Raw genomic sequence first — 18,216 nt, 5'->3', positions numbered from 1 at the left:
ACATGTGCATACTCATGCACATATAGTCGGCGCATGACTACAACACTCACCCGAGCCCAAGCCATCGAGGCCGCTATCGAATCGCTGGATGGCGCGTTCTTCAAGGCCCTGTGCGAACCACCGCGAGTCGCCGTGCTGAAGCGCGTCATGCAGTTAGGCCGAGCCGATGTCACCGAAATTGCGGCGCAGTTGCCTCAGGAGCGTTCGGTGGTATCCCGCCACCTGCAGGTGCTGCTGGATGCCGGTATCGTTCGCGCCTCGAAGGTCGGCCGACAGGTGTTCTACGAGGTGGATGGCCCAGCCATTATCCAGCGTCTGGAAGACATCCTGCGCCACACCAAGAGCATCACCCCCTTGTGCTGCCCTGGCAGATCGAGCTGATCTTATTTATCCAAAAACGTGTATAGGTGCGCACATATGAACCAAATAAATCAGCCAGTCGATGTTGTTGTGATCGGTGCTGGCCAGGCAGGGCTGGCCAGCGGTTGGCATTTGAAACGCCAAGGCCTCAGTTTCCTCATCCTCGACGAGCAACTGCAACCGGGCGGGAACTGGCGTAACTACTACGACAGCCTTGAACTGTTCTCGCCTGCGGCCTACTCCTCTCTACCGGGAATGCCGTTCCCCGCAGCTCCAGGCCACTACCCTGCTCGCGACGAAGTGGTGCGATACCTCGAGAAATATGCCGAGCTCTTTGAGCTACCGATCCTCCAGGGGGTTCGGGCCACGCGGGTAGATCGGGTGAACGGGGGGTTCCAGATAACTGCCGCCAGCGGACAACACTTTCTGGCCAGAGCGGTGGTCGTCGCATCGGGAGCCTTCAGCCGCCCCTACACACCCGATATTCCCGGGCTCGGAAGCTTCAACGGCACTCAACTCCACAGTGCCGACTATCGAAACAACCAGCCCTTCGGTGGACAACGCATCGTCGTGATTGGCGCCGCGAACTCTGCCGTACAGATCGCTTACGATTTGGCCAAAGTGGCAACGGTGACGCTGGCAACACGCGAGACGATTCGGTTCGTACCCCAACGCATATTGGGGGCAGACTTTCATACCTGGTTGAAATGGACAGGCCTGGAGAAAACCCGCTGGTTGAACGACCAAAGCACACCGGTACTGGACGACGGCACCTACAGCAAGGCACTCAAAGCCGGCGATTTCAATCAAGCGGCCATGTTCACCCAGGTCACCTCAACCGGTATTGTTTGGCCCGATGGCCAGCATGAAGCCGTTGATAGCCTGATGTTTGCCACCGGTTTTCGTCCGAACCTGGCATTTCTCGAAAGCCTGCCAGTGCTGGACGAACGAGGTTGGGTGCGGCAGCGTGACGGACGAGCCACGCATGTCCCCGGCTTGTACTTTGTGGGTTTGCCTAAACAACGCAACTTTGCTTCGGCAACCCTCAGGGGCGTAGGGCCAGATGCCGAACACATACTCCGGCATTTACTGAACCACCTCCGCGCTCCGGAAACGCTTCGCACGCCCACACGCAAAACCGAGCAGCTCACGCCCGAATAACGATAAGAGCCCACAGACAGTGACAACCCGAAAAAGCAGCCAACAGCCTATCAATCGATCCAGGCTTGTGTGGGCATTAGGCATCGCACAGATCCTGGCCTGGAGTACGACCTATTACCTGCCGGCAGTCCTTGCCACGCCGATCTCCAAAGAAACCGGATGGTCCATTACCCGTGTTGTCATCGGACTCTCCTGGGGACTGTTGGTCGCCGGGGCTTGCTCTCCCCTGGTCGGGCGCTTGATAGACCGGCGTGGTGGCCGATCGGTGTTGGCCACCAGTTCGGTGTTATTAGCGCTGGGGATGCTGTTAATGGGGTCGGCCGGTAACCTGATCACTTACTATCTGGCATGGACCCTCATCGGCGCCGGTATGGCCGCCGGGCTTTATGACGCGGTGTTTTCCACGCTCGCACGCTTGCTGGGCAATAACGCGCGTGCCTCAATAACCGGCCTCACTTTACTCGGCGGATTTGCCAGCACCCTGGGTTGGCCACTGATTACCGGCCTGGAAGGTTTGATCGGCTGGAGGTACAGCTGCTTCACGCTAGCCGCAGCGCACCTGATGATAGGACTGCCGATCCATCTTCTGGCGATTCCCAGAAACAAAGACCTACCCGTCGAACCGGCACCTCTTGCAGCCCCCCCTTCCGGCACACACCCCGGTTCATCAGGCAACGGCATCTTCCTGCTGCTGGCAACGCTACTGACGCTTCTATCGCTGGTGGTTTCTTCCATTTCGGTCCACCTGCTTGAGGTGCTGCAACTGCTCGGCATCGCCACGGCAACGGCACTGGCCATCGGCATGATGATCGGGCCCGCCCAAGTCGCGGCACGGCTGGCAGAGTTTTCTATTGGGCGCCGCCTGCACCCGACCTGGTCGGCTCGTATAGCCATCCTGCTTTGCGGGTTGGGAATTGCCCTCCTGCTGCCCGCCATTCCATGGCTGGCTTTCGTGGCCCTGGCGCTTTACGGAGCTGGCAACGGGATTCTGACCATTGCTCGCGGCACGCTGCCCTTGGCGCTCTTTGGGCCGGAGGGTTACGGCAGACGCATGGGGCTATTGGCTCGGCCCATGCTGATCGCCCAAGCCAGTGGCCCGGTAGCCGCCGCTCTTATCCTGGAGAGATTTGGTTCAACGCCCTTGTTGATTGTGATGTGCGTTTTAGTGGCAGGCAGTTTCCTCACAAGCCTTGCGCTGCCTGCCAAATGAAACGCTCTTTACTGCCCCTTGTGCAGGCCTGAAACCAGGCTTTCAAGGCGACACCGGCAAAGGCATCGCCGCACATCACCTCAACTCTTTTTCGAACCCGCCTTCATCAGCACCAAGACTCCGATAATGGCAGACAATGTGGAGCCCAGCAGCACGCCGACTTTAACTTCATCGACCAGATGGGGCGCAGTGGGGAATGCCAGCGCACCGATGAACAGGCTCATGGTGAAGCCGATTCCGCACAAAAGCGCCACGCCATACATCTGAGACCACTTCGCCCCGTGAGGCATCTTGGCTAGACCGAAACGAATGGCCAGCGCCGCCAGACCGAACACCCCGATCTGTTTGCCCACCAACAGCCCCATCGCCACCCCCATCGGTACGGGATCGATCAGATTATTCGGGGAAATACCGGCAAGGGATACGCCGGCATTGGCGAAACCAAAGATGGGCACCACCGCAAAAGCCACCCACGGATGCATCTTTTCTTCGAGGTAGAGAAGCGGCGACCACCCTCCTTCGTTGGAATCACCGAGCGGAATACACAGGGCAAGGATGACACCGGCCAAGGTCGCATGGATGCCGGATTGAAGCATGAAGTACCAGAGCAGTGCGCCGGCGATCAAATAGGGGAACAGCCTCTTCACACCGCAGCGGTTGAGTACCACCAAAAGAGCAGTCACGCCCAGCGAAGCCAGCAACATGTTGACGGACAAATCGCTGGTGTAGAACAGCGCGATGATAAGGACTGCCCCGAGGTCATCCAGAATCGCCAGCGCCGACAAAAAGATCTTCAGGGAAATCGGCACACGCTTGCCGAGCAGCGACAGCACGCCCAGGGCAAATGCGATATCCGTTGCTGTGGGAATCGCCCAGCCACCCAGGGTTTGCGCATTGCCCCAGTTGACCGCGACGTAAATCAGGCCAGGGACCAGCATGCCGCCCAGCGCGGCAAAACCTGGAAGCGCGCGTTGACTCCAGCGCGACAACTGGCCTTCAAGCATTTCGCGCTTGATCTCAAGGCCGACCAATAAAAAGAACAGAGCCATCAGGCCATCATTGATCCAGTGCCCGACCGAAAGCCCGAGGGCTTTGACGTGCAGTGCGGAGAAGTACACCTCTGACCAGGGCGAATTGGCTACGATGAGCGCGGCCAGGGCGGAGGCCATCAGGGCCAGACCGCCAGCTGATTCAGCGGCGAAAAAACGAGAGAGGAAAGCCATGGCGGAAGGTGACTCACTTTTATTATTCAGGCGCAACGGTTCCGGGCTCATAGGCACAGCGACTCCGCGCTGGCGGCCCGACCTGCGCTTGATTAAACCTGCCCTGCCGCGTTTGCGGTGACACCCTTGCACGGCATTCTATACAAAAGGTACTGCTCGATGGGAGGCGGTTTTCCAATTAAGCCCTTTAGCGCTTATCCCGTAGTAAAGTGCATGCCACTGATATGAGAACCCACTTTGAGACACCTGAAGTGCCCAAGGTCCGGTTTGAAAGGCTCCGCGCAGCACGTCCCCGTCAGCAGCAACGGTAACAACATGATCGAAATCACTGAAATCTCCATCGCCCAATTACGCGCAGCACTCGAATCCGGCCAGACGACAGCCGTCGAGCTGGTCCAGGCCTATCTTGCCAGGATCGATGCCTACGACGGCGCCGACACGTCCACCGCCCTGAACGCCGTTGTCGTTCGCAATCCCGATGCCCTGAAGGAAGCACAGGCGTCCGATGATCGTCGGGCCAAGGGTCAGCTCCTGGGTCCGCTTGATGGCATTCCCTATACCGCCAAGGACAGTTATCTGGTGAAGGGGCTCACGGCCGCTTCTGGCAGTCCGGCGTTCGCGAGCCTGGTCGCCTATCGCGATGCGTTCACCATCGAACGGCTTCGCGCCGCCGGGGCGATCTGCCTGGGCAAGACCAATATGCCGCCCATGGCCAACGGCGGCATGCAACGCGGCGTGTATGGCCGTGCGGAAAGCCCCTACAACGGCGAATACCTCACCGCGCCTTTCGCATCCGGCTCTTCAAACGGTGCGGGTACTGCGACGGCGGCCAGTTTCGCCGCATTCGGCCTTGCCGAAGAAACCTGGTCGAGCGGCCGAGGCCCGGCATCGAACAACGGCCTGTGCGCCTATACGCCTTCGCGCGGGGTGATCTCGGTGCGCGGCAACTGGCCATTGACCCCGACAATGGACGTTGTCGTGCCCTATGCCAGGACGATGGCGGACCTGCTGGAAGTGCTGGACGTCGTGGTGGCGCATGACCCTGACACTCGCGGCGATCTGTGGCGCATGCAGCCCTGGGTACCCCTCCCGAGTGTCGACTCGGTGCGCCCCGCCTCGTATTCCGGCCTTGCCGCCGACGCAGCCGCACTCGCGGGTGTCCGTTTCGGCGTTCCGCGTATGTACATCAACGCCGATCCGGATGCGGGCACGGCTCCAGCACCCGGCATTGGCGGGCCGACGGGGCAGCGAATCAACACCCGCGCCTCAGTGATCGCCCTGTGGGAAGAGGCTCGCAAGGCACTTCTGGCCCGTGGTGCGCAGGTGGTCGAGGTCGATTTCCCGCTGGTCTCCAATTGCGAGGGAGATCGTCCGGGCGCGCCGACCGTGTTCACCCGGGGCCTGGTGTCCAAGGAGTTCCTGCACCATGAGTTGTGGGACCTGTCGGCCTGGGCGTTCGATGATTTTCTGCGGGCCAACGGTGATCCAAAACTCAATCGCCTGGCCGATGTTGACGGCGCGCTGATATTCCCCCACGACCCGGGCACCCTGCCCAACCGTGAGGACGATCTTGCCGCCGGCATGGATGAGTACGTCCGAATGGCCGAGCGCGGCATCACACCGTGGGACCAGATTCCCACCCTGGCGGACGGACTGCGGGGACTTGAACAGACCCGCCGCATCGATCTTGAAGACTGGATGGACCGGCTTGGGCTCGATGCGGTGATATTCCCGACAGTCGCCGACGTCGGCCCTGCAGACGCCGATGTCAATCCGGCCTCCGCCGATATCGCCTGGAGCAACGGGGTCTGGGTCGCCAATGGCAACCTGGCCATCCGGCACCTGGGCGTGCCCACCGTCACGGTGCCGATGGGCGTGATGGCGGACATCGGCATGCCCGTCGGGCTGACGTTTGCCGGACGTGCCTATGACGATTCGACGCTGTTGCGCCTGGCTTCGGCGTTTGAGTCGACAGGGTCGAAACGGGTGATCCCGCCCCGGACGCCGCCGTTGTCGGGGGCGACAGCGACAGATAAGCGTGGCGCAGGCCGCCCCTAAAGCCGGAAGTGCTGCTGCATGGCACGCGAGAGCAGGTTCACCGCTTCATCGGCGTGTGATGCCTGCGATCGCATGAATACCACCTCATGCTCTGGAACCACCGGCAGGCTGTCGAGTATCTGCATCTTGTCCGTCACCCGGGCACGGTCTATCAGACTGATCGCCAAGCCGGCCTCCACACACGCTTTGACGGCTTGAGTGGAGGGGCTTTCCAGAACAATGCGCGACTTGCGTGCGCATTGCCTGAGCGCTTCGATCATGGCTTGTCGATAAGGACACTGCGCAGCATGCACGGCCAGTGGCAGCGGCTGCGTCGAGGCAATCACGCTATTGATCGGGCCGACCCAAACAGGCGACGTGGAGGTTAACAGCAGAGACTCTGTGCCCGGCTGCGCCTTCGGCCGGGCAATCACCGCAGCCTGAAGTTTCCCCCGCTGCACCTGGTCACGCAGCGCGTAGCTTGGCGCCGTCCTGAGCTCCAGTACCACGTTCGGCCAGGCGGCCGCGAAGGTCGGGAGAATGTCGCGGATGACATGGTCCGCGTATTCATCCGGCACACCCAAGGTGATGCGCCCCGCCAGGCGGGTCCCCTGCAAGTCGGCCAACACCCGGTCATGGGTGCTCAGCAGCTCCGTGGTAGACGATAGCAAGCGTTTGCCCAGGGCGGTCAGGGACACCGCCTGATTATCACGGTTGAGCAAGCGTCCGCCGGCCACCGCCTCCAGCCGCTGTATATGCACGCTCACCGCCGCCGGGCTTTTGTGCAGTTGCTGCGCCGCCGCGCTGAATTTCCCTATGCGCGCCACCGCGTGAAAAGTCCGTATCAGTTCAATATCAAGTATGGCCGGCATGATTCAACCTTTGTGAACAACTGCTGCACTATATTTTGATTTATTAGATTACCCTGCTTTCGTAGCCTGTGGGCATGAACCCATATCGATCGATCTCATGCCCTTCCCTGTCCAAACCGGTCTGGCACCGGGCGGTCCCCCTGGTCCTGCTTGAAGCGGCACTGCTGCTGACCTGGAGTTCCGGGTTCGTTGGCGCGCGCTTCTCGATTGACTACGCCCCCGCATTGCTGGTGGTGTTCTGGCGCTGCGTCGTGGTCACGCTCATTCTGTTGCCCTTCGTCGCCAAGGCATTGGCACGAACCTCGCCTGCGGTGCTTCTGAAAAACGCCGGCATTGGCCTGCTGGCCATGGCGGGCTATCTGGCGGGCATTACCCAAGGTATTGCCCTGGGCGTACCGACAGGGCTTGCCGCGCTATTCGCCGATTTGCTGCCCATGGGGCTGGCACTGTTGGCCGCTGGCGTACTGGGACAGCGACTGGCCTGGCGAGTCTGGGCAGGCCTGGTCATCGGCCTGGCCGGTGCCGCGCTGGTGACCCACGGCGCGCTCGCCTGGGGCGATGCGCCCTTGTGGGCTTATGCCCTGCCGCTGCTTGGCATGCTCTCGCTGGCCGTCGCGACATTGTGGCAAAAGCATCTCCCGGCGTCGCAGTCGCTGGGCCTGCTACCCAACCTGTGGTTGCAATGCTGCGTTTCAGGGTTCGCCTTCGCCTTGCTCGAAGGTGTACAAGGCAGCCTCGCGCCGATACCCAGCGCGGGTTTCGCCTTGAGCGTGCTGTGGACGGCGGGCTTGTCGACGATCGGCGGATATGGGCTCTACTGGCTGTGCCTGCGCCGGGCGACAGCCACCCGGGTCGCCAGCGTGCTGTACCTCAGCCCACCCGTTACGATGCTGTGGGCCTGGGCCATGTTCAACGAACCCCTTTCCTGGCAAATGGTGTCGGGCATGGCGGTGTCCGGAATCGGTATCTGGCTGGTGGTGCGTACCGAAGCCAGGCAGACCGCAAGGGTGGCGTAGGCACCCTATTCGGGCCCGGAGCGCAAACAGCCGCCAAGTCAGTCGCTACCCGACGCGGTGATAGATGTCAGCCTTCACTCTCCAACGCCCCCTCCAGCCACGCAATCAATGCGCTGACTTCAGCGCGATCTCCTGCGTACGAACTTCTGAAAACGGATATCGCATCGGGCAAGGGAATACTTTGTGCGCAAGGCCTTACCAAGGCCCCACTTTCAATCAACCTCGCGGCGGTCCGGCGCCACCCCAGTGCAATTCCATGGCCCTCGACCGCCGCCTGAAGCATCAAGGGGTAGCTGTCAAACACAGCGCCTTGAGAATTGACATTCGCTGCCTGCCCAAACGCCTGTAGCCAACCCTCCCACTGCAGCCAGTGGGGTGGTGTGGCGCGGTGATGCAAAAGTGTGTGATGCAGAAGGTCCGCGACCGGTAGTGGCTCCTGGACATTGAGGTAACCAGGACTGCACACCGGAAACACTTCATCGGTCGCGGTAAACACCAGAACATGCGCACCACTGGGGCGCCCCGTGCTTTGCAAGGCCACGTCAAAATGCTCATTGAATTCAGTCAGCGGTCGGGTCGACGTGACCACCTGGATTTCGATCTCGGGGTATTGCTGGTGGAATGATGAAAGGCGCGGCATCAGCCAGTAGAACGCCTCGCACAATTGGCACAGCAGAACGACACGGTGCTTGCCGGGCGCCTGGCGAAGGGTCTCGGCGACATCGCTGATACTGCGCAAGGCGCTGCTCACCACACGCCCTAACTCGCGTCCTTCCTGGGTGAGAAACACGGCGCGGTTGCGCCGACTGAAGAGCTTTAGCCCAAGATTCTCTTCAAGTCCCCGTATCTGCCGACTGATCGCCGCTTGGGTAATGTGCAGCTCCTCGGCGGCCTTCGAAAAACTCTCCAGCCGCGCCGCCGCTTCAAAGGGCAACAAACTGGCGAGCGGCGGTAAAGACTTTCCAAGCGTATTCATAATCACCGGTAATGCATCCGTGGCCGAGAACTCGTTTGTAGCATAGCGCTGACGCTGTGCAACATGAGCTGAATATCCCGCGGAGAGGCCTGATGCCCAGGAGTGACTCAAACACCACCACAGGCGTGGCCCTCGCCGTCGTCGCCACGCTGAGTTGGGCCTTGAATTTCATTGCGCCCTACGTCACCGGGGCCTATTCGATCTACGACTTGATGATCGTTCGGTTTCTGATCGCCGGGACGCTGGGTGCAGGGGTCATGGTGTTCTATCGCGCCCGGCTCCGATTCCTGAGCCGCGAACAGCAGCTTCTCGGCGCAAGCCTGGGCGTTATCGGATACCTCGGATACAGCACCTGCATTGCCGCCGGGGTGATTTATGCAGGACCGGTACTGACCCCGGCGCTTATTGGCATGGTGCCGCTTCTACAGGCCGTACTCGGCAACGCCACGAGCAGAACCATCGAATGGCGCAAACTCGCGATACCACTGGCGTTGATGACAGGCGGGCTGTTGCTGTTGAACGTCGGCAGCGTCAATCACCCCCCGACCGGCGAGGGCGCCTGGCTGAAGGGGCTGTTCTTTTCAATCAGCGCTGTTGTCCTGTGGCTCGTATTCGCCGCGTTGAATCAAAGGGGCCTGGAAAAACTCGCGGTCAATGCATCAGGGGCCTGGACCGGCCTGATGATGGCAGGTGCCGGGCTGGGCTCCTTGATCGCCTTACCTGCCGTACTGGCGCTTGATCTACTGAAACTGCCAAGTCTGGGCTTCAGCCTTTCCCTGGCTGGGCATGTGTATGCCTGGGGGCTCTTTATCGCGCTGATGTCGTCTGTCGTCGGCGCCTGGGCGTGGAATGCCGCGTCCCGTCGCCTGCCCATGGTCCTTAGCGGGCAACTGATATCCCTGGAGTCACTCTTCGCGACGGTACTGGGCCTGGTGTTTCATCAGCGACTGCCGACACTTTGGGAAACCTCAGGGCTTGCCGGTGTTCTTGTCGGCGTGGTTGTGGCCGTTCGTATCATCCTGACATCCAGCGAATCGACCGCCCGCGCCCGGCACAATGAGAACATCGCCAAGCGTAGCGGATGATGCATCTTTCACTGACTATCGTTTCTTGCCAGACTCATTGGGTCCACTGACCGCAAGGATAGCCACCATGATTTCTCACGTTTTTTTAGGCATAGCCGACTATGACCGTGCGCTCGTTTTCTACTCAAAGATAATGGCCGGGCTTGGCCTTACACTGAAATTCAGCGACGCCAGCAAGGGCTGGGCCGGCTGGATTTCTGAAGGCTCACCTCGCCCCATCTTCGTGATTGGAAAACCATTTGACGGCAACCCAAGCGCGCCCGGTAACGGTCAGATGGTGGCGCTGCTGGCACCCAGCCGGGAGGTTGTCGCACGCAGCCACGCAACCGCACTGGCCCTGGGGGGAACATGTGAGGGAGCGCCTGGATTGAGGCCCCATTACCATCCCGACTATTACGGCGCCTATTTTCGAGACCTCGATGGCAACAAGCTGTGTGTCTGCTGCCATGATGCTACTGCTCGGAGCGCTGCCGACGGCAGCAAGGGCTGAATCAAAAAAGGGCCATTAGAGGCCCCTTAGTGTTCAATCATTTGCCTCGCCGCGCGTATTCCTATTGAGCAACGCGACGTGTCATACAGAACGCGCCTTATCGTTGCCCACCCTAGCCCAGAATTCTTCTGCGGACGGGCTAATAGGGGCAGTCGGGCGCGTGAGGTGAATTTCTAAAGGAATATCCCAGCTTTCGTCGAGCGCCCGAACAAGACGTCCATCGATCATTTCCTGCTCTGTCAGGCTTTTGGGTAACCAAGCAACCCCCTTGCTCTCCAATGCCATTGACATCAGAACGGCAGCAAGATGACTGCTGAAAAGAGGCTTCAGATGAAGATAATCTTCTTTGCCGTGGAGCCGGTGAGCGACGATTCGGCCAAGTCCAGATTCGTGGGTATAGGCCAAATAAGGCAGTGTTTCAGGGGAGGTTCCGAAATGGGCAGAAGGGCTCGCCAGTGGCACGAGTACATCCTCCCCCACTCTCTTTCCAATGAACTGATCAGGGGCTAGCAAAGGCGGTACATCTGGGTGGCGATGACAAAGCAGAAATTGAACCTGGCCGTGAATCAGCATCTGCTCGCAAACGGCCATGCTGTCTGAATGCAGACGTACCGCATCTATCGGTGCGCCATTTTCAGCACTTCTCAACCATCTTGGGAAGAAGGTGAATGACAAGGAGTGAGTTGCTGCAAATTGCAGTGTTTTTGCAGCCATCCCCGCCACTTCCTGTGCCTCAGACCGCATCCGGTACAAACGTCTGGCAGCCTCTTGAGCACTAGGCAAAATCTGTCTTCCAGCCTCGGTTAAGGTCGCTCCTTGGGGCGTGCGTACAAACAATTCCACACCCATCCAGTTCTCCAAGGAACGGACTCTGCGACTGAAGGCGGGCTGAGTTACGTGGCGCGCTTCAGCCGCCCGAACAAAGCTGCCGTATTCCGCAAGCGCGGAAAAATCCTCAAGCCAAACGAGTTCCAAGGGCAATGCCTCCTGTGCATAGGGCGCGGCATTAATAGCATTGGGCGGGTGACATCGCAAAGCATAACGTGGGGCCACAAACAACAAGAGGAACCCGTCATGCGTATCGTAGACATCCGTGAAAAAACTGTTTCTATTGCCTCCCCAATTGCCAACGCCTACATCGACTTCTCCAAAATGACCTGCTCGGTTGTCGCTGTTATCACGGATGTGATTCGCGATGGTAAACCTGTCATCGGCTACGGTTTCAACTCCAATGGTCGTTATGGCCAAGGCGCTCTGATGCGTGATCGCTTCCTGGCGCGTATTACCGAAGCGGATCCAGACACGCTCGTCGACCATGAAAACAACAACCTGGATCCGTTCGCCATCTGGAAAGCTCTGATGACCAACGAAAAGCCAGGCGGCCACGGCGAGCGCTCGGTCGCGGTTGGCACCATCGACATGGCGGTATGGGATGCCGTCGCCAAGATTGAAGGAAAACCTCTCTATCGCCTGCTGGCTGATCGTTACCGGAATGGCGTAGCCGATGACAAGGTCTGGGTCTATGCAGCAGGTGGCTACTACTACCCTGGCAAAGACCAGACCAAGCTCAAGGCAGAAATGCAGAGCTATCTGGATCGTGGCTACGACGTCGTCAAGATGAAGATCGGTGCAGTACCGCTGGACGAAGATATCCGTCGCATCGAAGCGGTACTCGAAGTGGTTGGGGATGGTCGTCGACTGGCGGTCGATGCCAACGGACGCTTTGATCTTCAGACCGGTATTGCTTACGCGGAAGCCATCAAGAAGTACAACCTGTTTTGGTACGAAGAGATCGGCGATCCGCTCGATTACGCACTCCAGGCTGAGCTTGCCAATCACTATGAACTACCCATGGCGACCGGGGAGAACCTGTTCTCCCACCAGGACGCCCGTAACTTGCTGCGTCACGGCGGCATGCGCCCGGATCGCGACTTCCTGCAGTTCGACTGTGCCCTGTCCTACGGGCTCGTGGAATACATGCGCACCCTGAAAGTGATGGATGAAATGGGCTGGTCTTCTCGCCGCGTAGTTCCGCACGGTGGTCACCAGATGTCCCTGAACATAGCAGCCGGTCTTCACTTGGGTGGCAACGAATCTTACCCAGACGTGTTCCAGCCTTTCGGTGGCTTCGCCGACGGAATCAAGGTGGAAAACGGTTATGTAGGTTTGCCGGATGTTCCAGGCGTTGGCTTCGAAGCCAAATCCGCCTTGTACGCAGTCATGCGTGAGTTAGGCGAAGGCTGATCCCCTCGATCTGCGGTCTCTGTGAAAGAGGCCGCAGACTCAGGCGTCGCCCACTGACGCCAAGCCACATGCCCATCACAAAAATAAAATGAGGTGCTTCCGTGGAAATTTCCAAGTCCCGCTGGTACAGCCAGCTGTATGTGCAAGTGCTGATCGGCATCGCAATCGGTGCGGCAATCGGTTACTTCGTGCCTGATATTGGGGCCAAGCTCCAACCCTTTGCCGATGGTTTCATCAAACTGATCAAAATGTTATTGGCGCCCATTATCTTCGGTACCGTCGTTGTCGGTATCGCGAAGATGGGCAGTATCAAGGAGGTCGGGCGGATTGGCGTAAAGGCGCTGATCTACTTTGAGATTCTATCGACCATTGCCTTGGTCGTCGGCCTGATCGTGGTCAACATCGTCAAGCCTGGCGTGGGTATGAACATCAACGTTAGCGCCCTTGATGGAAGTGCCATTAGTAAATACAGCCAAGCTGCCAGCGAACAGGGCGGCACCATTGATTTCTTCCTCAATATCATCCCCCACACGTTCCTTGGCGCATTCTCCAATGGCGTCATGCTTCAGGTCATCCTGCTTTCAGTCTTGATGGGGGTCGCGCTGGTTCAAATGGGCGAAACCAGCAAGCCGCTGATCAACACCATTGATCTGTTCCTGCAAGGTCTGTTCAAGATCGTCGCAATGGTCATGCGCTTGGCGCCGATTGGTGCCGGCGCCGGCATGGCGTTCACTATCGGCAAGTACGGGATTGGCACATTGCTGTCACTCGGTCAGTTGCTGGTCGCGCTCTACATTACGACGTTGATTTTCATCGTAGTAGTGCTGGGTACGGTGGCCAGATGGTCAGGCATGCCGCTGATGCAGTTTCTCCGTTATTTCAAAGACGAAATTCTCATCACGCTGGGCACCTGCTCAACCGAAGCCGTGCTGCCGCGCATGATGGTGAAGCTTGAAAAGCTTGGCTGCAAAAAATCGGTAGTGGGTATGGTGCTGCCAACGGGGTATACCTTCAACGCAGATGGCACCTGTATCTACCTCACCATGGCCGCAATTTTTATTGCACAGGCGACCAATACGCCACTGACCTTTGTGGATCAAATGATTCTGCTGGGCGTATTCCTGCTGACTTCCAAAGGCTCGGCTGGAGTGGCCGGTGCGGGGTTTGTGACGCTGGCTGCGACGCTCACGACCATCCACTCCATACCTCTGGTAGGCCTCGTTTTGCTCTTGGGCATTGACCGCTTCCTAAACGAAGCTCGGGCCGTGACCAACCTCATCGGTAATGGAATCGGCACCATTGCCATTGCCAAGTGGGACAACTCGTTCGATGTCGATGCGTGCGAACGTGAAATCGCCGCTATGAAACATGAGAAGGCGGCAAGGAAGGCATTGCTCGCTCAGAAATAATCCGCAAAGCAATCCGGTCATTTCGCTCAAAACGACCATGACCGGTAATGCCTTCCAGGTCTCGTTCAACGCGGAACGATCCGAAAGAAGACCTCGAATGAATTTGATGGAGCCGAAAAAATGATCGAGCGATCTGATCATGAATTGCGCACGGCGTTTGATGATTGACTTCAGGGAGCCGAGGCCAAAGTTATGACCTCTCCTTTCTTGATGATCATGACCGACCTGATCCGCAGGACTAGATGTCCACGGCTTTGCGGGCGTTCATGTCGGGCAGATGGTTGTGGCTGGACTTGCCGCCTGCCGCCTGAGACAAATTGGCCGCGAGTACGTCTAACAAGGCACTGACCTTGGGAAGCTGCTCACGGCTTTTCTGCCAGAGCAGGTTGATCAACATTCCGTCGGTTGCCAGATGGGCAAGCACCTCAATCAATGTCCCCTCCTCAAGCTGGCGCTGGATCAACCATGAAGGTAATTGGGCAATACCGCATCCGGCCGATACCGCAGCAACCAGCCCTTCGCCGTCCCCCACGACCAGTGCGGGCGACACCTGTTTTCTTAGCGTCTCGCCGGGACGCTCACCGGCAAAATTCCACGGACTGAGCTTGCCGTCCGGCCAGCCATAAGCGATGCACTGGTGATGTTCCAGATCGCGATCGGTCATGGGGACGCCATGCTTGGCCAAGTACACGGGTGAAGCGCAGAAGACATGCCATTCACGGCCCAGATAACGATGGCCCAGCGTGTCAGGCCAAACCTGTGAACCACCAATAGTGACGACGATATCCACGCCTTCCTGGAGGGGGTCGATGAAACGATCCGTGAACGAGATGTGCGGCACCAACCGCGGATAGTCCTGGATACACCGCAAGATGATGGGCAGCACTTGCGAGCGACCAAAGGCGGCTGGAAGGTCAAGTCGAACCCTGCCCTGTGGCTCGGCGTCTTCAGCACGCAGCGACAGCTCGGCCTCTTCCAGGTCTGCAAGCACCCCCGTGCAGGTGCGATAAAACGCAGTCCCGGCGTCCGTCAGCGATACCCGCCGGGTGGTTCGATCAAACAATCGAGCCCCAAGACGGCTCTCCAGACGGGCGACGCTTTTGCTGATGGCCGAGCCCGTGAGGCTCATCCGCTCTGCGGCGGCCTTGAAACTGCCAGACTCGGCGACGCAGACAAATACATCGATCCCCTTCAATCGCTCGGAGGAAAACATAGGCGCCTTATATTGATGAATTTAATTCAACTGACAATGGAAAAACCATCATAAATCAGAACTGGATTCCTCAGTAAACTTGTCGCGAGCGTATTGCGCCACGCTGCGCCCTCTGGCAATGATCGATTGAACAATGAGGCAAGGATGCTCGCCACCCTTAGAAACTACCCCACCACCGTCAACCTGCTGCTTTGCGCGTCTTCAATACTGACGCTGGCCCGAGCGATCACGCTGCCCTATCTGGTCATCTATCTGTCCGAAAACTTCGCCATGGGAGTGGCAGATATCGGAGTGGTCATCGGCAGCACACTGATCATTGGATCGCTATTGAGCCTCTATGGCGGTTTCCTGGTGGACAGGCTCTCCAGCTACCGACTCATTCTGGGATTCACTGGCTTGTTCAGCCTAGGGTTCCTCGGGGCAGTCGTGACGCGCGAACTCTGGCTTTTTTTCATCTGCCTGGTGCTGATCAATCTGGCCTATGCCGTCATCGATATAGCGGTCAAGGCGGGATTCGGCAGCTTGCTCCCCGCCTCCGAACGCAGCGAGGTGTTCTCGATCAAATACACATTGACCAACATCGGCTATGCCGTCGGACCGTTTCTCGGGGCGGGGATAGCCAAGCTAGGGATCAGCTTGCCATTTCTATTGTCTGCCGGGCTCGGTGCTGGCTTCTTTCTCATTTACTTCGTTTGGGGCGACAGACATTCCGCCCCCGTCGACGCAGGCCAGACGCCTGTGCCTTTTCTGGCGGTGGGCAAGGTTCTGCTCCACGACTACCGGCTGGTGTGTTTCACTCTTGGCGGCCTGCTCAGCGCCGTGGTCTTCGGCCAGTTCACCGCCTATCTCTCGCAGTATCTGGTGGTGACAACCACGCCTGAGAACACCTACCGAATCATCAGCGCTATCGTCACGACAAATGCGCTGATGGTGATCAGCTTGCAATATTCCATCGGCAAGAAAATATCCCATCGACATCTGAATCTTTGGCTGGTGGCCGGACTGGGAATGTTCCTCATGGGCCTGGCCGGTTTCGCCCTGTCCAACACGGTGCTGTTCTGGGTGATATCCATGGCTGTATTCACTGTCGGGGAGATTATCGTCTTCCCGGCGGAATACATGTTCATCGACAACATCGCGCCCAACCATTTACGCGGCATGTACTACGCCGCGCAGAACCTCAGCAATCTGGGAGCCGCGGCCGGACCGCTGCTCTGCGGTGTGGTATTGGCCACGCAACCGCCCCACAGTATTTTCTACATGCTCGGGCTCTTTATTATCGCGGGTGGGGCGTTCTATATATTGGGGGCTTCCCGGCTGCTCAACCAGGCGCAACGAAACTTGTGAAAGGTGTCCGCCATCCGCCACCCAGCGAACAGAAAGCGCTTTTCGGAACAGCCCGTGGACGCCCGAACGCTTCAGTCAAAACTGCCGGGCGGCAGGCGACCGACCTCAGGTCTGGCAAACAGATAGCCCTGCATCAGGTCGATCCCCAGGTCCAGCAGCGCGGCGCTTTCCCCCCGCGTCTCAATACCCTCGGCTATGACGGTAATGTCCAAGCGCTTGGCGACCAGGACGATGCCCTCGACAATCGCTTGTTTGACCGGGTCTTGATCAATCGTGCGGGTCAACGCCATATCAATCTTCAGCACGTGCGGCTGAAACATGGCCAGCAGATTGAGCCCCGAGTAGCCGGAACCAAAATCGTCAATTGCCGTAGTGAAACCCTGGCGTTCGTACTCCACGAAGATTGACTTGAGGTGGTCAGGATCTACCACCTTCTCACCTTCAGTCACTTCGAACATGAGCCTGTCTGGCGGAAAGTTGGTATGGCGCGCGGCTTCCAGGGTGGCCCGTATACAAGTCTCAGGACGGTACACGGCATTGGGCAGGAAATTGATGCTGAGCAAGCAATCGGCAATCTCCAGAATGCCCAGCCTGGCGGCTTCCTCGATCGCCTTCACGCGACACGCCTGGTCGAATCGGTAGCGGTTACCGTCATTGACCAGCCCAAGAATGTAGCCTGCCGATTCACCATTGACACCCCGCACCAGCGCCTCATAAGCGAACGCGGTGCGCGTGCGAACATTGAAGATAGGTTGGAACGCCATTGTGAAGTCGAACCCCAGTGCCTCATGGTTGCGGCAGTCGGCGCAACCAAGTGATCTGAAGGCTGGATCGGAAGAGTCTTGGGTCATGATCAATGTTCCGTTGCTTAACGGGCGTCCCCTGCACTTGCAAAGAACTGTAGTCGACACCGCCTGAATCGGCACAAGCCAAGCTTTCTGAAGGACCTGATCATGTCACAAACGCCCCGTTAGTCGAGGGCGCTCGTGCGCCTCAACCCACCCAGCCAACCGCCGTTTTGGGGATGACCTCGGACTCATCGAGCTTGGAAGCAAACATGCTCACCGCTTCGAGTGCGTCACTGGTTCCGGTTCTGATCTGCAAGATAACCGATCCCGCCTGGTCAGCCAGGGTTACGCCACGCAGGGCGCCCTCCTGGGTCACCGTCATGCTGGCGACGGCGTCACGGGTTTCAGACAGAATCAAGCCAATCATCTCGGCAATCTCGGCCGTCGAACGGCTGGTGCGCCCGGCCAGTTGCCGGACTTCATCAGCGACAACCGCAAACCCTCTCCCTTGATCGCCGGCCCGCGCCGCTTCGATGGCTGCGTTAAGGGCAAGCAGGTTGGTCTGGTCGGCGATGCCGCGAATGGTATTGACGATCGCCGTGATCTCTTCTGAACGAGCGCCCAACTGCCCGACCAAGCGTGCGGAGGCCCCGATGTTGTCAGCGATCTGGCGCATTTCCTTGGCCGTTTGCTGAATCACTTGCGAACCCTGTTCAGCGACTTTTTCGGTCTCGGAAGAGATGTGGTAGGCACGGGAGGCGCCGCGCGAGTCCTCTTCAAATTTC

At 58.7% G+C, this 18,216-nt stretch carries 16 protein-coding genes and 1 pseudogene; 10 read left to right on the top strand and 7 right to left on the bottom strand.

Features of this window, described 5'->3' with window-relative positions; translation table 11 throughout:
• Window positions 1–33: 33 nt before the first annotated feature.
• From HU811_RS00775 to HU811_RS00765, 3 genes are read left to right on the top strand one after another with little or no spacing between them, the layout of a single operon-like run.
• Entirely contained in the window at window positions 34–381 is a 348-nt protein-coding gene (locus tag HU811_RS00775) for an ArsR/SmtB family transcription factor (protein ID WP_186653260.1), read from the top strand.
• A 36-nt stretch (window positions 382–417) separates the two neighbouring features.
• Window positions 418–1,521: an NAD(P)-binding domain-containing protein gene (locus HU811_RS00770; protein WP_186653257.1), complete on the top strand. Its 1,104-nt coding sequence runs from the start codon at window positions 418–420 to the stop codon at window positions 1,519–1,521.
• A gap of 19 nt (window positions 1,522–1,540) precedes the next feature.
• Window positions 1,541–2,731: an MFS transporter gene (locus HU811_RS00765; RefSeq protein ID WP_367616223.1), complete on the top strand. Its 1,191-nt coding sequence runs from the start codon at window positions 1,541–1,543 to the stop codon at window positions 2,729–2,731.
• Between the two features lie 80 nt (window positions 2,732–2,811).
• Here HU811_RS00765 and nhaA read toward each other — a convergent pair whose 3' ends face one another.
• On the bottom strand, window positions 2,812–4,005 hold the full coding sequence (gene nhaA, locus HU811_RS00760; RefSeq protein WP_092396643.1) for a Na+/H+ antiporter NhaA: 1,194 nt from the start codon (window positions 4,003–4,005) through the stop codon (window positions 2,812–2,814).
• A gap of 264 nt (window positions 4,006–4,269) precedes the next feature.
• Here nhaA and HU811_RS00755 point away from each other — a divergent pair, with 264 nt between their 5' ends.
• The gene (locus HU811_RS00755; RefSeq protein WP_186653254.1) at window positions 4,270–6,012 is read left to right on the top strand and encodes an amidase; all 1,743 of its coding nucleotides are present in this window, start codon (window positions 4,270–4,272) and stop codon (window positions 6,010–6,012) included.
• Here HU811_RS00755 and HU811_RS00750 read toward each other — a convergent pair.
• Complete coding sequence (locus HU811_RS00750) at window positions 6,009–6,863, bottom strand: LysR family transcriptional regulator (RefSeq protein WP_186653251.1); 855 nt, start codon at window positions 6,861–6,863, stop codon at window positions 6,009–6,011. The genes HU811_RS00755 and HU811_RS00750 overlap by 4 nt on opposite strands.
• Window positions 6,864–6,937: 74 nt before the next feature.
• Here HU811_RS00750 and HU811_RS00745 point away from each other — a divergent pair, with 74 nt between their 5' ends.
• The gene (locus tag HU811_RS00745) at window positions 6,938–7,879 is read left to right on the top strand and encodes a DMT family transporter (RefSeq protein ID WP_186653249.1); all 942 of its coding nucleotides are present in this window, start codon (window positions 6,938–6,940) and stop codon (window positions 7,877–7,879) included.
• A gap of 67 nt (window positions 7,880–7,946) precedes the next feature.
• Here the strand turns inward: HU811_RS00745 and HU811_RS00740 are convergent, their stop codons facing one another.
• Window positions 7,947–8,855, bottom strand: coding sequence for a LysR substrate-binding domain-containing protein (locus HU811_RS00740; RefSeq protein ID WP_186653368.1), 909 nt, complete (start codon window positions 8,853–8,855; stop codon window positions 7,947–7,949).
• 92 nt (window positions 8,856–8,947) lie between these two features.
• Here HU811_RS00740 and HU811_RS00735 point away from each other — a divergent pair, with 92 nt between their 5' ends.
• The gene (locus HU811_RS00735) at window positions 8,948–9,940 is read left to right on the top strand and encodes a DMT family transporter (RefSeq protein ID WP_186653246.1); all 993 of its coding nucleotides are present in this window, start codon (window positions 8,948–8,950) and stop codon (window positions 9,938–9,940) included.
• A 67-nt stretch (window positions 9,941–10,007) separates the two neighbouring features.
• Window positions 10,008–10,430, top strand: coding sequence for a VOC family protein (locus HU811_RS00730; RefSeq protein WP_186653243.1), 423 nt, complete (start codon window positions 10,008–10,010; stop codon window positions 10,428–10,430).
• 81 nt (window positions 10,431–10,511) lie between these two features.
• On the opposite strand, the gene HU811_RS00725 is transcribed toward HU811_RS00730, so the two are convergent.
• Window positions 10,512–11,405, bottom strand: a complete 894-nt coding sequence (locus HU811_RS00725) for a LysR family transcriptional regulator (protein ID WP_186653240.1) — start codon at window positions 11,403–11,405, stop codon at window positions 10,512–10,514.
• 99 nt (window positions 11,406–11,504) lie between these two features.
• On the opposite strand from HU811_RS00725, the gene HU811_RS00720 reads away from it, so the two are divergent.
• Both HU811_RS00720 and dctA read left to right on the top strand, forming a co-directional pair.
• Complete coding sequence (locus HU811_RS00720) at window positions 11,505–12,674, top strand: mandelate racemase/muconate lactonizing enzyme family protein (RefSeq protein WP_186653238.1); 1,170 nt, start codon at window positions 11,505–11,507, stop codon at window positions 12,672–12,674.
• A gap of 101 nt (window positions 12,675–12,775) precedes the next feature.
• Window positions 12,776–14,083, top strand: coding sequence for a C4-dicarboxylate transporter DctA (gene dctA, locus HU811_RS00715; RefSeq protein WP_186653235.1), 1,308 nt, complete (start codon window positions 12,776–12,778; stop codon window positions 14,081–14,083).
• A 238-nt stretch (window positions 14,084–14,321) separates the two neighbouring features.
• On the opposite strand, the gene HU811_RS00710 is transcribed toward dctA, so the two are convergent.
• Window positions 14,322–15,296 carry a LysR family transcriptional regulator gene (locus HU811_RS00710; protein ID WP_186653234.1) on the bottom strand — a complete coding sequence of 325 codons (975 nt, stop codon included), beginning with the start codon at window positions 15,294–15,296 and terminating at the stop codon, window positions 14,322–14,324.
• A gap of 144 nt (window positions 15,297–15,440) precedes the next feature.
• On the opposite strand from HU811_RS00710, the gene HU811_RS00705 reads away from it, so the two are divergent.
• Window positions 15,441–16,643, top strand: coding sequence for an MFS transporter (locus HU811_RS00705; protein WP_186653232.1), 1,203 nt, complete (start codon window positions 15,441–15,443; stop codon window positions 16,641–16,643).
• Window positions 16,644–16,714: 71 nt separating this feature from the next.
• Here the strand turns inward: HU811_RS00705 and HU811_RS00700 are convergent, their stop codons facing one another.
• Together HU811_RS00700 and HU811_RS27695 are read right to left on the bottom strand one after the other, a co-directional pair.
• Entirely contained in the window at window positions 16,715–17,494 is a 780-nt protein-coding gene (locus HU811_RS00700) for an EAL domain-containing protein (protein ID WP_186653231.1), read from the bottom strand.
• A 142-nt stretch (window positions 17,495–17,636) separates the two neighbouring features.
• Window positions 17,637–18,113, bottom strand: a pseudogene (locus tag HU811_RS27695) (methyl-accepting chemotaxis protein); the annotation flags it as partial.
• Between the last annotated feature and the right edge of the window lie 103 nt (window positions 18,114–18,216).

This window comes from Pseudomonas tehranensis (assembly GCF_014268615.1).
GTDB classification, from domain to species: domain Bacteria; phylum Pseudomonadota; class Gammaproteobacteria; order Pseudomonadales; family Pseudomonadaceae; genus Aquipseudomonas; species Aquipseudomonas tehranensis.
Note: the sequence above shows the minus strand (reverse complement) of the source record. Positions and strands in the feature narration are given on the sequence as shown.

Coding starts and splice junctions, on each gene's coding strand:
- HU811_RS00775 (WP_186653260.1), top strand. CDS start 34: ATGACTACAACACTCACCCGAGCCCAAGCCATCGAGGCCGCTATCGAA.
- HU811_RS00770 (WP_186653257.1), top strand. CDS start 418: ATGAACCAAATAAATCAGCCAGTCGATGTTGTTGTGATCGGTGCTGGC.
- nhaA (WP_092396643.1), bottom strand. CDS start 4,005: ATGAGCCCGGAACCGTTGCGCCTGAATAATAAAAGTGAGTCACCTTCC.
- HU811_RS00755 (WP_186653254.1), top strand. CDS start 4,270: ATGATCGAAATCACTGAAATCTCCATCGCCCAATTACGCGCAGCACTC.
- HU811_RS00750 (WP_186653251.1), bottom strand. CDS start 6,863: ATGCCGGCCATACTTGATATTGAACTGATACGGACTTTTCACGCGGTG.
- HU811_RS00745 (WP_186653249.1), top strand. CDS start 6,938: ATGAACCCATATCGATCGATCTCATGCCCTTCCCTGTCCAAACCGGTC.
- HU811_RS00740 (WP_186653368.1), bottom strand. CDS start 8,855: ATGAATACGCTTGGAAAGTCTTTACCGCCGCTCGCCAGTTTGTTGCCC.
- HU811_RS00735 (WP_186653246.1), top strand. CDS start 8,948: ATGCCCAGGAGTGACTCAAACACCACCACAGGCGTGGCCCTCGCCGTC.
- HU811_RS00730 (WP_186653243.1), top strand. CDS start 10,008: ATGATTTCTCACGTTTTTTTAGGCATAGCCGACTATGACCGTGCGCTC.
- HU811_RS00720 (WP_186653238.1), top strand. CDS start 11,505: ATGCGTATCGTAGACATCCGTGAAAAAACTGTTTCTATTGCCTCCCCA.
- HU811_RS00710 (WP_186653234.1), bottom strand. CDS start 15,296: ATGTTTTCCTCCGAGCGATTGAAGGGGATCGATGTATTTGTCTGCGTC.
- HU811_RS00705 (WP_186653232.1), top strand. CDS start 15,441: ATGCTCGCCACCCTTAGAAACTACCCCACCACCGTCAACCTGCTGCTT.
- HU811_RS00700 (WP_186653231.1), bottom strand. CDS start 17,494: ATGACCCAAGACTCTTCCGATCCAGCCTTCAGATCACTTGGTTGCGCC.